This window comes from Lactobacillus sp. XV31L (assembly GCF_059900865.1).
Genome location: NZ_JBWXGC010000005.1, coordinates 18,145 through 32,071, shown reverse-complemented (window position 1 = coordinate 32,071; position 13,927 = coordinate 18,145). Strand labels below are relative to the sequence as shown.

Annotated in this window: 14 protein-coding genes; 3 read left to right on the top strand and 11 right to left on the bottom strand. The window is 43.2% G+C overall.

The genetic code is table 11. The features are described from left to right. Window positions 1–711 precede the first annotated feature (711 nt). The 6 genes from AC2JF7_RS04435 to murB all read right to left on the bottom strand — a co-directional run bounded on the left by AC2JF7_RS04435 (window position 712) and on the right by murB (window position 7,653). The gene (locus AC2JF7_RS04435) at window positions 712–1,671 is read right to left on the bottom strand and encodes a helveticin J family class III bacteriocin (protein WP_500727449.1); all 960 of its coding nucleotides are present in this window, start codon (window positions 1,669–1,671) and stop codon (window positions 712–714) included. Window positions 1,672–1,844: 173 nt separating this feature from the next. Continuing rightward, window positions 1,845–3,302 (bottom strand): SLAP domain-containing protein, encoded by a 1,458-nt coding sequence (locus AC2JF7_RS04430; protein WP_500727447.1) that lies wholly within the window; start codon window positions 3,300–3,302, stop codon window positions 1,845–1,847. Window positions 3,303–3,521: 219 nt separating this feature from the next. Beyond that, window positions 3,522–4,874, bottom strand: coding sequence for a phosphoglucosamine mutase (gene glmM, locus AC2JF7_RS04425; protein ID WP_500727444.1), 1,353 nt, complete (start codon window positions 4,872–4,874; stop codon window positions 3,522–3,524). 23 nt (window positions 4,875–4,897) lie between these two features. After that, window positions 4,898–5,878, bottom strand: coding sequence for a CdaR family protein (locus AC2JF7_RS04420; protein ID WP_500727442.1), 981 nt, complete (start codon window positions 5,876–5,878; stop codon window positions 4,898–4,900). Beyond that, window positions 5,875–6,720, bottom strand: coding sequence for a diadenylate cyclase CdaA (cdaA, locus tag AC2JF7_RS04415; RefSeq protein WP_500727604.1), 846 nt, complete (start codon window positions 6,718–6,720; stop codon window positions 5,875–5,877). The genes AC2JF7_RS04420 and cdaA overlap by 4 nt, the downstream gene beginning before the upstream one ends. A 33-nt stretch (window positions 6,721–6,753) precedes the next feature. Next, on the bottom strand, window positions 6,754–7,653 hold the full coding sequence (murB, locus tag AC2JF7_RS04410; RefSeq protein WP_500727440.1) for a UDP-N-acetylmuramate dehydrogenase: 900 nt from the start codon (window positions 7,651–7,653) through the stop codon (window positions 6,754–6,756). Window positions 7,654–7,753: 100 nt separating this feature from the next. Between murB and AC2JF7_RS04405 the strand changes: the two genes are divergently transcribed. Then, window positions 7,754–8,287 carry a 3'-5' exonuclease gene (locus AC2JF7_RS04405; RefSeq protein ID WP_500727438.1) on the top strand — a complete coding sequence of 178 codons (534 nt, stop codon included), beginning with the start codon at window positions 7,754–7,756 and terminating at the stop codon, window positions 8,285–8,287. A 132-nt stretch (window positions 8,288–8,419) separates the two neighbouring features. On the opposite strand, the gene tsaE is transcribed toward AC2JF7_RS04405, so the two are convergent. Genes tsaE through AC2JF7_RS04390 form a run of 3 tightly spaced genes read right to left on the bottom strand, consistent with a single transcriptional unit; the run spans window position 8,420 to window position 10,610 of the window. Continuing rightward, a complete protein-coding gene (tsaE, locus tag AC2JF7_RS04400; RefSeq protein ID WP_500727436.1) occupies window positions 8,420–8,917 on the bottom strand; it encodes a tRNA (adenosine(37)-N6)-threonylcarbamoyltransferase complex ATPase subunit type 1 TsaE in 498 nt (165 codons plus the stop codon). Further along, window positions 8,914–9,903, bottom strand: coding sequence for a phosphate acetyltransferase (gene pta / locus AC2JF7_RS04395; RefSeq protein WP_500727434.1), 990 nt, complete (start codon window positions 9,901–9,903; stop codon window positions 8,914–8,916). The genes tsaE and pta overlap by 4 nt, the downstream gene beginning before the upstream one ends. Window positions 9,904–9,914: 11 nt before the next feature. Further along, on the bottom strand, window positions 9,915–10,610 hold the full coding sequence (locus AC2JF7_RS04390) for a uracil-DNA glycosylase (RefSeq protein WP_500727432.1): 696 nt from the start codon (window positions 10,608–10,610) through the stop codon (window positions 9,915–9,917). Window positions 10,611–10,778: 168 nt separating this feature from the next. Between AC2JF7_RS04390 and AC2JF7_RS04385 the strand changes: the two genes are divergently transcribed. Next, the gene (locus tag AC2JF7_RS04385; protein WP_500727430.1) at window positions 10,779–11,654 is read left to right on the top strand and encodes a Cof-type HAD-IIB family hydrolase; all 876 of its coding nucleotides are present in this window, start codon (window positions 10,779–10,781) and stop codon (window positions 11,652–11,654) included. Window positions 11,655–11,664: 10 nt separating this feature from the next. After that, window positions 11,665–12,186 carry an LURP-one-related/scramblase family protein gene (locus tag AC2JF7_RS04380; RefSeq protein ID WP_500727428.1) on the top strand — a complete coding sequence of 174 codons (522 nt, stop codon included), beginning with the start codon at window positions 11,665–11,667 and terminating at the stop codon, window positions 12,184–12,186. Window positions 12,187–12,343: 157 nt separating this feature from the next. Here the strand turns inward: AC2JF7_RS04380 and AC2JF7_RS04375 are convergent, their stop codons facing one another. Next, window positions 12,344–12,949, bottom strand: coding sequence for a hypothetical protein (locus AC2JF7_RS04375; RefSeq protein WP_500727426.1), 606 nt, complete (start codon window positions 12,947–12,949; stop codon window positions 12,344–12,346). Between the two features lie 207 nt (window positions 12,950–13,156). Next, complete coding sequence (gene tpiA, locus AC2JF7_RS04370; RefSeq protein ID WP_500727424.1) at window positions 13,157–13,912, bottom strand: triose-phosphate isomerase; 756 nt, start codon at window positions 13,910–13,912, stop codon at window positions 13,157–13,159. Between the last annotated feature and the right edge of the window lie 15 nt (window positions 13,913–13,927).

Below are 13,927 nucleotides of genomic sequence, written 5' to 3'. Positions count from 1 at the left end.
TATGCTATTAACTACAATTGGTCAAGTAAAATTATCAAAATTGGTATATATTAATAAAAAAATGCCTGATAATATCCCAAGCAGCGGGACAAAAAATTTTTAAGCTGCTCGACCTGGATTGGCCTCATTTTGAATCGACCAGCAACTGTCATAAATAAAAAAGGCTAGCTTCTTTTGAAATATTGGAAGTCAGTCTCTGAGCAAAACTATAAAACCCTTGGTTCTTACCATTGCTAATTAATTACACTGATCTTATGTAGCAAACATGCCTATTGGAAATGAACTCCTAAATTCCTGTTTGCTAAGGTCGTATTCCGTTATTGAAGTGCTCCATAATATTTAGACATTAATCTGACTATTAGGAGCACTTTTTTCATGACTAAATATTCAAGTGATTACAAGATCGAAATTTGCAGTAAATACTTGTCTCACCAAAGCTACATTGACTAATACAACACCAAAAAAATCAAAAGCAAACTAAAAGGACTGCCTCCTTGTAATGTCCATATGAATCATTCCATATTCATCTTAAATTAAAGTGCCCAATCATAATCTACAAACTATCCTTCTTATTCGATATACTTAGTTATATTTTACCGAACAAAAAAAGAAAGGTTGAAAATTCAATCTTTCTTTTACCATACGGAGTTAAATTTAAAAGTAATTAATTAATTTGGTAAAGCTGAATTTAGAAACTATGCTTACTTTAAATTACCATTGAACTTCATAAATGCGGTTTGCTACTGTACGCCACTTGCCACTTAAATATCCATGATAAGCAACAGTTAGATAAATGTGATTTTCACCAATAACCTGAACACTTTCAAGTTCTGTTATGTATCCACCGAAATCAATGGTGTAATTATTGCTCAAATCTACATCTTCCCACATGCTTGGAGTTGTTGTTCCCCACGGAATCTTATAAATATGACGCGGCTCTGAATGCGTAGCGCCAGCGTTAGGTGAATACTCACTGGAAATATAAAGGTTGAGGTTATCGTCCAAATCAACTCCTTGAATTGAACCAATAATATTAGATTTTGTCATATCAGGAATCATAAAGCTTCTGACTACAGGCAGAGTACCAATATTAACGTTAGTGGTGGCAGCTGCATCTAGTGCATTATTTATATCATTTAGGTAATACAAGGAGAAGTAGCCATTCCCAGCTTTGTCAATGACAGAGACTAAGAAATAGAGGTAATTTGGTGATACTGCCGCTTCTGACCGATCAAGATCTGCACCTGCAAGGCCAAAACCACCAGCCAAGTTTAGGTGAGATAAACGGGGCAGCTGGGTATTTGAAGTATAGTTAGGTAAAGATGGAATATGAACCCGGGCAATTTGAGTATCCCACATATATCCACCTGAACCTGGCTTGCCCTTAGTACCAATGAACCAACAGCCTGGCTTATTGGCATATTCCCAAGTCTGCGTGTGACCCCCGGCTAAATCGCCTGAGAACTTGACAATCTCGTCACCATACGTAATTTGATCTTGCGGTCGTACCCGAAAAACATAGTTATCAGTCTTATGGTGCTGCAAGGCATAGATATAGCCTGAGCCAACATTTCCCTTTTGAACAACGTTATGATACAGTCCACGTCCGTTTACTAGACCTGTAGTTAATTTATATTTTTGTGATATAAATGGATTATAAATTTTACTCATAATTATTTCCCTTTCTGTAAAAATAATAAAAATAGTAATTGAAACAAGTTAATGTGACTTCGAAGTCACTATTAATATAGCACATATGTTCGTACTTGCAAACATATGTTCGTGCTTACGATAAAAAAATCCTCAGATTGCTCCAAGGACTTTTTAAAATTATTAACTATCCTTTATTCTGGCATAGTTGATTCAATAGTGTCATAAATAAGCGATTCTTCAGCAGATAACAATGCTAACTTTTGCTGCTCCTTTAACAATTGCGTTGTTTGCTTTACTTCCGCAATGCTTGCAGTAGGTGAAGCATTAACCTTTTTAGCTAATGCTAATGCTGCATCGTACCTGGGTTGGCTAAATTGCTTATAATTTGCTTCAGCTTTAACTATTTTCTCTTGATCAATTTGTTTTTGCAGTTCCGTCTTATCAGTCTTATCGGCCACCTTAGCGTCCGCTTTAGCCTCTTCTGCCGTGTTAGTTGGGATTAGTCTTGGACCAGAAATATACTGTCCAGCCGTTGCTTTAATAAAGGTCATATTGTCTTTATTATTCTCTACAAATATTCGATTAGTAATACTATTATTGCGTGCCAAGTGGTAGTAAAGTTCGGCCCTATTATCTTTATTCGACCAAAGATAAAGAGCTTCATCTACTGGAATCTTATCGCCCTTAGTGAATGGCGTTTTTTTATTGCTAGACAGAAATGAACTTGTCCGGACTTCTCCGTTTATATCATATGTATTAGTATCGCTAGTAACCAAGATGTATGTATTCTTAGTAAAAGTCAATAGCTTTTGCCGAGGTTGCTTCTGCACTAACGATTTAGCAAAAAAGCCCGTTTGACTGCCACTTATTCGAAAACAAGCAACATTCGATGGGTCATACTGTCTCACAGCAACGCGGTCCACTTTAACCTTTTGGCCTATCTTAACAGCTCTTTGTTCCCTGCCATAGCCAATTTGAATTGACTTGGTAAAATTATTTCTTTTAGCTAATGTTACCGTTGCTTCAGCTGTGTAGAGCGGCTTATTGTCAATCTGACCAACGTTGGCCGCATTAATATAGCCACCGCCTCCGACATTGTAGTAATACTTGCCGCCTATCTTTTCATACGGCAGCCAGGACTGATTGTAATTGTCGTCATCGAGCAAGAAGTATTGCTTGCTGTTGCGCTCGGTCTTTTCAACTGTACCTGAATACTTAACCGGCGTGCCCTTACGCAAGTGTGTATTCTTTTTACTGCCACGAAACTTGGGCAGGCGCCGCCCGTTTTTATCGTACACAAAAGAATTATAGTTCAATTCCAGGTTGCCCGGCTGTACTTCGCTGTTGATTGTGCCCACATTGGCTGCCTTAATGTAGGCCCCACCAGTCAAGGGGTAATAATTTTTGCCTTTGATTGTAGTGATTTTACTCGTGCCGCTAACTTTTGTGCCCATCTTCAGCGTTTTCTTGCCGTTGTAATAGGTGCGCTGCCCCTGCGCAGTGTAAACATAGGAATTATGATTAAGCTTCAGGGTCGCAACACCTGCCGCTTCAACAGTAGAAACTGGATTCAAAGCTGCAGGCACAATCGGGCTAAGGGCAAGAACACCCGCAATTGAGCTCAAAATAATTTTTTTATTTAAATTCATACAATCACCTCAAAATTAAGAAATAGCGTTTTCAAGTTAATTATAGAACATTATGTTAACTTTGCATAGAAAGTTAAAACTTGAAAGAGCAATCATTTGACAACTAGGATATAAGTAAAAAGCTATATTTCGATATTCTCTCGAAATATAGCCTAAACAAAAATAAATAAACAGGCAAAATATATTGCTTGCTTATTTACTAAAATTATTTTGGGTGAGTTAAATGCCCATTTCCCTTTCAACCACATCCGTAATGCGTTCAACATACGCGTCTGTTTCTTCCTGAGTCGGGCCTTCCGCCATCACCCGCAGAAGCGACTGGGTGCCAGAGGGCCGAACTAAAACGCGACCATCACCATTCATATCATTTTCAACCTCTTTAATCACGTCAAGGATGGCCTGGTGCTTCTTCCAATCATTCTTGTCCTTGACTGGTACGTTGACCAGACATTGCGGATAATCCTTGAAGTCCGCAAGCAGCTCACTCAGCGACTTGCCTGTCTTCTTCATGACCAACATGAGGTGCAGACCGGTCAGCATGCCGTCACCTGTATTGTGGTAGTCACTCATAATCACGTGACCAGATTGCTCGCCGCCCAGATTGTAGCCGTTTGCCCGCATTTCTTCAGAAACATAGCGATCGCCAACTTGTGTACGCACGTTTTTGATGCCGTGTCTTTCTAAGGCCTTGGTGAAGCCCAGGTTGCTCATCACGGTAGTGACAATGGTATCTTTCTTTAAGCGGCCACCAGCTTCCATGTAGCTGCCTAAAACATACATAATATGGTCTCCGTCAACCTCGTTGCCCATTTCATCTACTGCAATGCAGCGATCGGCATCGCCATCAAAGGCCAGGCCCAATTGTGCGCCCTGCTTGACTACTTCCTCTTGCAGCTTCTTGGTATGGGTAGCACCAACATGGTCATTGATGTTTAAGCCATTGGGATGGGTGGCAATCGTGGTAAAATCGACTCCGCAATCTGCAAAGAGACGGGAGATGAGACTGCTGGCCGCACCGTTAGCACCATCTACAACTACCTTAATACCATCTAGATCTTCGGAAATGGTATTTTCAATAAATTGCAAGTACTTGGCACTGCCTTCATGGAAGTCTGTAACCGACCCCAAACCTTGAGCTGATGGCCGTGGCAAGTTGTCCTCTTTAGCGTCAATTAACGCCTCAATTTCACCTTCCATTTCATCTGATAGCTTTAAGCCGTCACTACCAAAAAACTTAATCCCGTTATCCTCAACCGGATTATGAGAAGCAGAAATCTGCACGCCGGCATCAGCGCCTTGGGCTCGCACCAGGTATGACAAACCGGGGGTTGTAATCACGCCCGTCTCTAAAACTTCAATTCCCACAGAAAGAAGACCTGAAATCAAGGCATATTCCAACATCTGTCCTGATACTCTGGTATCGCGCGATACCAGAACACGGGCTTGTTCATCTTTAGACTTGTTTTTAGTCAAAACATAGCCACCATCACGGCCTAATTTAAACGCTAATTCAGGAGATAAATCTTGGTTAGCTACACCACGGACACCATCTGTGCCAAAATACTTCAACATTATTTAATAACAACCTTCCCTTTTTAATTTTTCTGTGCTTTTTTAGAACTATTGAGGTCTTCAACCTTGATTTCCACTCTGATCTGACCAGGATTAGACTTAACCATTCCGCGTGGCAGGTCAACTGATATCATTTTGGTAGTTGAGGACATAACTTTGCTCAAATCCACAGGGACTTTCAAGTTCTTGATCTTGCCAAGGGCTTCCTTGTTGCCGTATAAGGTAACATGGTTTCTCTTAGCAGTTAGTGAATATACTTTTTCTGTGCTTTCGTGTTTAGGCTCTAATTCCACTTTTACCGTCTTTTTAGCAATAGTTAGTGGAATTGTCACTTTGGCAGTAGCTGGTTCAATTACCACGTTGAGTTGACGGCCCTTGCTATCTTCGGCCATCAAGTTGACTTGTCGCTCATATGTATGATCAATTGCATTCGGAAGCACCACCTTGGCCACTATCTGATCAATCTGATCAACTTCACTGCGCGCACCAGTAACTTCAACTTGTTGCGGGTAAACACTTGAATGACCCACCTGATAACCAGGTGCCACTGCACTCTTATTATACTCTATTTGAACTGGCATTGTGGTTGATTTTCGACGCTGAATATTAACGTGAACGCTCTTAGGGTTGATCGAATAAGAAATTTGCTTGCTCATCCCCGACAAGCGCACCCTGACATTGTGCTCGCCAATATTCTTGTTGGTCAAATCAATGTAGGCCCGAAAGTTTTGTGTATTGACTGTTGAAGTAACTAGTGCCGTTGACCCTTCCAAAGTAATGCTTACTTTTTCCGGATATCCGATAACATAATACTTGTCAGTATCAACAGAAACCTGCAAGGGTACCTTAATCGTCTGCGTCTTGTTGGCGGTCTGCTTAGTGCGGTCGCTTTGCCCCTGAGTTAAGAAACCTTCTTGCGTATAATTGACGTAGATCACCAGCAAAATGGCAATCAAAAGCGAAACGAGACGGACGAACCAAGATTGTTTCCAAAAATTTTTCATCGGTCAGCACCCCACTTCCAAATTCTGCGGATAATTTTTTGGTACCAGTTATCCGTTGTAGTCTTCTTGGGAACAAATTCTGCAGTCAGGTACTTCATGTATTCATCCCGAGTCATGTCAAGCAGAAAGCGACCATTGCGGGTAATTGTTACCCCACCAGTTTCTTCAGAGACAACAATCGTAATTGCATCTGTCACCTCAGAAACACCCACAGCTGCCCGGTGTCGGGTCCCTAGCCGCTTGGGAATCATACTGCTATCAGACAAGGGCAAATATGCAGCAGCCACTGCGATTTCATGGTCCTTGTCAATGATAACTGCACCATCATGTAGCGGGGTGTTAGGAATGAAAATGTTGATTAACAACTCACCTGTCACGTGGGCATTTAGTTTTATACCTGTTTCGATATAGTCATCAAGTCCGGTTTCTTGCTGGATAGTTATCAAAGCACCAATCCGGCGTTTGGACATATACTGGATTGCCTTATCCAGTTCGTTAATGAATCTGATTGATTCGTCCCGTTCACTATCTTCTCGTCCACCAAAGATTGGCAAGCGGCCTAGGTGTTCTAAACCGCGTCTGATTTCAGGCTGAAAAATAATAATGATTCCCACTACTGACCAGGAAACAATCTGGTCAATCAACCAAGTGGTAGTATGTAATTGCAGAAAACCTGCAATTATGCGAACAGCAAAGATCAGCACGATCCCCTTGGCTAGTTGAACAGCCTTGGTTCCCCTGATTAAAACAACCAAATGGTAAACCAAAAACCAGATAATCAGGATATCAAGGATAGTTGAGAGGTGATTCCAGGTAAATATATTTGTAAAATTAAAGTTCATAGGTATTCTTTCCATTGTTTGCGAAGTCGCCCCCTAATCAACTGCTTGGCCAATAATTCTTACTTCAGTTTGCAAGTCCACGTCAAATTTTGCTTTGATTTCCTTCTGAATCAAGTGAATCAAGTCAAGGTAGTCTGTTGCGGTTGCTCCTCCCTTATTCACAATAAAGCCAGCATGCTTCATTGAGTCTTGGGCACCGCCGATTTGTTTGCCTTGGAGCCCAGCCTGAATAATCATAGGACCTACAAAGTGGCCTGGTGGCCGTTTAAAGACACTACCGCATGACGGATACTCCAAGGGCTGCTTATAGCGACGCAGAGCATTCAAGTAATTCATATCTGCCAGGATCTTGTTTTTAGGACATTGCTTTAGTGCAAAAGTCGCAGCAATTACTATGTCGCCATTTTCCTGCAAGAGCGAGTGTCGGTAGGAAAAATTCATATCTTGATTGTGATATGTCTTGTATTCACCCGCACGGGTGATTACTTTAACACTTTGAAAAATTTCAGCCGTTTCACCACCATACGCACCTGCGTTCATAAAGACGGCACCACCAACACTACCAGGAATGCCTGCCGCAAATTCCAAGCCGCTCAGGCCCTGCTCAGCTGCCGTGAAGGCGGTGTCGATAATCCTAGCTCCAGCCTGGGCGGTAACTGTGCTGCCATCAACAACAACCTGCTTCATTTTGGTTAAAATAAGCACTAGCCCACTAACACCACCATCACGAATAATCAGATTTGAAGCATTGCCAATCACTGTTAAGGGGATTTGATCCTTACGGGCTGCATTTACCAATTTTTCAAGCTCAATCTGGTCGCGGGGAAAAGCCAAATATTCTGCCGGTCCACCTGTTTCAGTAAACGAGTACTTGCTCAGTGCGACCTGCCTTTTTACTTCTATTCCCTCTTTTTCAAGGTTAAATAGTTCCAAAGTATTCATCCCCTTTTAACGTATCTTGTTCTATTTTACCGCATTCAGCCGTATGCTTCATCCTATGTTATACTAAAATTAATTTTTAAGAGGAGAAAAAATGAACTTTACCGCAATGGACTTTGAAACCGCCAACCGTCATCCTGAAAGTGCTTGTTCGCTCGCCTTAGTGATGGTGCGCAACAACCAGGTAGTTGACCGCTTCTACACGGTAATCAACCCCCAGATGCCCTTTGATGCACAAAACATCAAGATTCATGATATAACAGCCGCAGATGTTCGCGATGCGCCCACAATGGCCGAAGTCTGGCCCCAGATCAAAGAATTATTTCAGCCTGGGATGCTGGTATGTGCCCACAATGCCCGCTTTGACACCAATGTCATGCGCCAGTCCCTAGCCCGCTATAACATCCAAGAACCGCACTACTTTGTGCTTGACACCTTGCAGACCAGCAAGCTGTTCGAGCCTAAGTTGCCGAACCACAAGCTCGATACCGTCTCGCAGGCATTAAACGTTGAACTTTGGCACCACCACAACGCCCTAAGCGACAGCGAAGCTTGCGCCGGCATCTTGCTCGCACAAAACAGGCAATTTGGCGATGAGGCGCTCAAGAACTTGGTCTATCAGGTTTAACTTTAAATACACTACAAAGATCTGGAAATTTAAAATGAACCCCGAAGGTTGGCTAACTTTCGGGGTTCATTTTATCTACATCTTTAATTTTAATAATTAACTAAACCTGACTATCAGAAGCAATCAGCTAGCTTACGTATTTTTGCGCAGGTGCTGTTTCTTTAGTGAACGACCAATATCATCAAGCCAGCGCTGATTGCGCTCGCCCTGGGGCTTAAATTCAAGCACCCGCTTGGTCGAGTCCCAGCTGTCATCAACCCGCCTGATCACTAGCTCGAGGTAATTATCAGGTAGTTCTGCCGCAATCACTGCAGGCCATTCAATGACCACGAGTCCGGGCTCATCTAGATAGCCGCGCAGGTCAATCGAGGACAAGTCATCATCACCTAGCCGGTAAAAATCCATGTGGAAGACTGGCAGACGTCCCTCACGGTACTCGCGCACAATCGTAAAAGTAGGGCTCTTAACAGGGCGCCTAATTCCAAGTGCTTGGCCAATGCCCTGGGTCAACGTAGTTTTGCCCGCTCCCAGGTCGCCATTAAGCAAAAGCAGGTCATGAGCTTGGGCCGTCTCAGCGATCACTCCACCAAGATTTTTCATTTCTATGGGAGAATTAACGTCTAATTTCATTGCGCTTCCTCCGTCAGTGCTTGAGCAGCAGTCAGGATTGCCATGTTATAGATGTCCATAGAGCTGGCTCCGCGCGAGAGGTCATTAACTGGACGTGCTAAGCCCTGCAAGATTGGCCCGATGGCGGTGAAATTGCCCAGGCGCTGGGTAATCTTATAGGCAATGTTGCCTGACTGTAGTTCTGGAAAAACAAAGACGTTTGCACGCCCTGCCACTTCCGAATCTGGTGCTTTGCTGGCAGCAACACCGGGGACAAAGGCTGCATCAAACTGCAATTCACCATCGGCCTTGATTTCGGGATGGGCTTTTTTGAACAATTTTGCTGCTTCTATCACCTTATCGACCATATTACCTTGGGCTGAGCCCTTGGTGGAAAAACTCAAAAAGGCCACGCGCGGTTCAATATCGATCATGCGGGCGATTTGCACCGACTGATATGCGATTTCTGCCAGCGTTGCACTATCAGGATCCAGGTTAATTGCACAATCAGCAAAGACATACCGCTCATCGCCGCGTTCCATAATAAAGCCACCCGAAACGCGCTTCATCCCGCTTGCTGCATGGATCAGCTGCAGGGCTGGACGCACCGTGGCCGCCGTTGAGTGAGCGGCGCCAGATACCATGCCGTCGGCAAGGCCCATCTTGACCATCATGGTGCCGAAATAATTGGGGTCTTGCAGCGTTTGGCCCACTTCGTCTGCTGGGATATCCTTGCCCCGCGCCCGGATGAAGGCCTGGGCCATCTCGCCCAAGCTTTGATAAGACGAGGGATCAACTATCATGGAGTCAGTCAATGCGAGCTGCTTTTCCTTAATTAAATAGGCGATCTGGTCGGGGTTTCCTAGCAGAATGGGCTGCATTAGTCTATCTTGCGCTAGTCTGCTCGCCGCCTCTAATATCCGCAAGTCTTCGCCTTCGGGAAAGACAAGCCGGTATTTTTTACCCGCATTCTTTATCTTTTCTTTTAGTAATTCAAAAACACTCATTTTATTCCTATCTATGCCAAATCTGCTTCTTCTACCTGGTCAGGCAATTGCCAATCAATGGGGATTTCACCATATTTTTTGAGTGCTGCATTGCAGCGTGAAAAGGGCCTAGAGCCAAAAAAGCCACGGTCGGCCGAAAAAGGACTTGGGTGAGCTGACTTAAGCACAAAGTTTTTATTTTGATCAATTAAGTCCATCTTGTTCTGAGCGTATCGTCCCCATAAAATAAAGACGACCTGACCGCGGTCACTCAAAGCCTTAATAGCAGCATCTGTCACCTGCTCCCAGCCTTTGCCCTGGTGGCCATTGGCACGACCATAAGGGACAGTTAAGACAGCATTTAAAAGCAGCACTCCTTGGTCGGCCCACTTTTTAAGGTAGCCGTGGTTAACAGGCAAGCATCCTACATCATCATATAGTTCCTTATAGATATTCTGCAGAGAAGGGGGCAATTTCACTCCTGGATTCACCGAAAAGCTCATGCCAGTAGCTTGACCTGGATTATGGTAAGGATCCTGTCCTAGAATAACCACCTTGGTCTGGGCAAAGGGGGTCAGCTTGAAAGCTGTAAAAATATGATACATGTCAGGAAAGACTTGTTTGGTTGCGTACTCTTTTTTTAGAAATTCCCGTAATTTTTGGTATTCAGCACTTGCAAAGACAGGCGCTAGAACTTCATCCCAGTCATTGCCAATAAACTTTTTCATTATCTGAACTGCCTCGCTTTCACTAGTTTTATGGTATCATGAAATTGAATATAGGTGAAAATAAACTACTACTTTTAAGTGCTTCTTTAATTAGTGCTTAAACATAATTAAACTGGTAGCTTAAACAACAAAAGCATAAGTAATAGATGCGAAAGGAGCTGGTTTTACTTGATTAAGTTAGTAGCATGCGACTTGGATGGGACCCTATTTAACAGTAAATCAGAAGTATCAAAAGAAAATGTTGCTGCAATTCAGGCAGCACAAAAAAATGGGATTGAGTTCTTAGTAGCCACAGGACGGGCCCCTCGGCAGTCACGTGCGGCAATCAGGAGCTATGGTTTAAAAACCGGCTTCATCAATATTAATGGTGCCCTGGTCTATGATACAAGCGACCACTTGCAGGTCAAACATGTTCTTCCTAGCAAAAAGGCTCAGGCAATTGCAGCAATTCTCAAGCGTCACCACATTTATTTTGAGCTTGTCACCAAAGACCACATTTATTCTCATGACATCAGTAAGCGAGTCGTCAACTTGGCCAGGTCGCTGGTAGCGCTAAATCCAGATATTTCATTTAAAGAGGCAGTGGCCACCTCTGCTGGTAGCAATGCCATGCTCAGTATGAGTCTGGTTACTGACTTTGACGCTCTGCTCACCGACTCCAAGCTAGAAGTAATGAAGATGATTGCCTTTGATGCTAAGGGACCGGATGCCTTTAAAGCAGCCAAAAAAGAAATTGCTGCTCTGGGCGGCGTTGTTGTAACATCAAGCGCTTCGGCCAACATTGAGATCAATGATGCGCATGCGCAAAAGGGCCCTGCACTGCTCAATTATGCCCAAAAAAAGGGTATTAAGCAAGCAGAAATCGCCGCAATTGGCGATAACTTGAACGACATAAGCATGATCCGGGATGCTGGCACCGGTGTAGCAATGGCTAATGCTGTACCTGCAATCAAGCAGCTGGCACAGATTGAGACCAGGTCAAATAACGAAAACGGTGTTGCATATATTTTAAAGCAATTTATCAAAAATAATAACAAAGAATAGAGGTGCTTTAATGCGCTATTTATTAGAACTAACCCAAGAAAGAGAATATGGACAGATTCCAGTCGTTAATCAAAATGGCAAGATAAAGTACATTATCCAGGGCAATTTAGACAATCCCAACCATACGCTTTATTTAAAACAACGCAGCGGCAGTGAAATTGGCCGTTTGTACACCGATGGCAACGGCCTGATTGCTTCATATACAATCGACGTAGTCAACCACTCTCTGGTAAAGGTTAAGCGGCTAAATAGTCCAGCAACTAACTTGTTTTATATTACCAGACTCAACTATCTCGTCACTGGCAGCATTAAAAAGGGCAGCTACAAGTTCTTGGCCGGTCTTAAAAAAGTCGCAACGGTCAAGACAGATGTAAAAAAAGTCGGTGTCGTCTTAACTTGTGATATCGCACGTCCAGAAGACGTTCCTTTTATTTTACTGTGTGCAACTCTTTTCACGCAGTGGCACACTACTCCTCTGCGCCTGCCAACTTTCCCACCGATTGGTGGCAAGTATAGTGTTAATTTCAATTAAAAACTAAAACACATCCTGAGTGATATCAGAAAGCATCTGTCAGAATGTGTTTTTTATTGCGTATAGAGGCTTAAAAGCAGCCTAGTGTATTCTCGGTGATGGCTAAATTTTCTATAAATAAAAAGTCGCAACGACCTTAATCGTCACGACTTTTTTCTTAGCGCGGGCTAATCTGGCGGTAAGTCATTCCCTTAAAGTGGTACTGACCATAATCTTGGGCTAGTTTCTCCGAGCGGAAGTACTGGTTATTGACCTCACCTGTGTCGGGCAGTGCCTCAAAGAGAACCTGTTGCTTCTTGCCATTAATCTTCTCCGTTTTGACAGTGTATGCAAAGCCGACTGTACGTGCCTTCTCATCAGCCGGACTTAAAACAATCCACTTACGGCCGTGCATCTTTTGGGTGCTTACTCTCATGTGATCAACAAAGGCCTTGCTGTTCTTCACCTTCCAGTCACTAGGCATCTGCCACGGGTACTTGTTAGTACCCTTAACCTTGCCAATTTTGACCGCCTTAACGTTGACATTGGTCCAAGGTGTATCAAAAGAAGTCTTGTGGAAATTCAGCGGACTTGGTGTTAAGTTGCTGGTACTATACCACTTGCCCCGCCATGACTTGGGAAAAGTGTAGGCTTTGGCAAAACCGTACTTGCTTTGCTTGCCGCTAGCGGCTTCTACCGGTTGCGCTGCATTAACTGCGACACTACCAGCTGATAATGTTACGGTTGCAGCCGCAAGGAGCGTGATTATCTTTGCATGTTTCATAATTTTGTTCTCCTGAATAAAATATTATGATTTTAATTATCAACTATTTCCAGATTAAAGCAAGCGTTGATTTTAAAATAAATTGAATAATTTCATTATGCCTCGGAATCAGGTGTATTCAAAGCTGCGCCAATGCATCTTGCCGTTGCCAAAAAACGCAAAAAGCCCCTGTTTTTTTGCAGAGGCTTCTTTTTTTAACAGTTAAAATTAGTCTTGGTAGTTAACCAAAGCCAGGTATGAATCAGGCTTTAGGCTGGCACCGCCGACAAGGCCGCCATCAATATCAGGTTTGGCCATTAATTCCTTAACATTGCCCGGGTTGACTGAACCACCGTATTGAATACGAACATTAGCAGCAGTTTCATCATTGTACAAGTCCTTCACTGTGTCACGGATTGTCTTGCACATTTCTTGAGCTTGGTCTGAACTAGCAGTCTTGCCTGTACCGATAGCCCAGATTGGTTCATAAGCAATTACTGACTTTGCAACTTGATCACTTGACAGACCAGCAAGGGCAGCCTTGATTTGACCAATAACCCATTCTTCTTGCTTGTTAGCTTCGCGAGTCTCTAAGGATTCACCACAGCAGATAATTGGGGTTACACCATTAGCAATCAAAGCCTTGGCCTTTTTGTTAATGTCTTCATCAGTTTCGTGGAAGTAGCCACGCCGTTCTGAGTGACCAATGATGCAGTAATCAATGCCCATTTCCTTTAATACTTTAGGTGAAGTTTCACCAGTAAAGGCTCCCTCATCTTCAAAGTAGGCATTTTCGGCACCGACTAATAAGTCACTTCCAGCAGCAGCCTTCTTCAAGGCGTCAAGATCAACAGCCGGAGCACAAATTAGTGCTTCAACCTTGCTTGAACTAGGTAACTTATCCTTAACACCAGCAACAAACTCAGCGGTTTGCTTAGGATTCATGTTTAACTTCCAGTTACCAGCAATAATTGGTGTACGCATATTAAACGTCCTTTC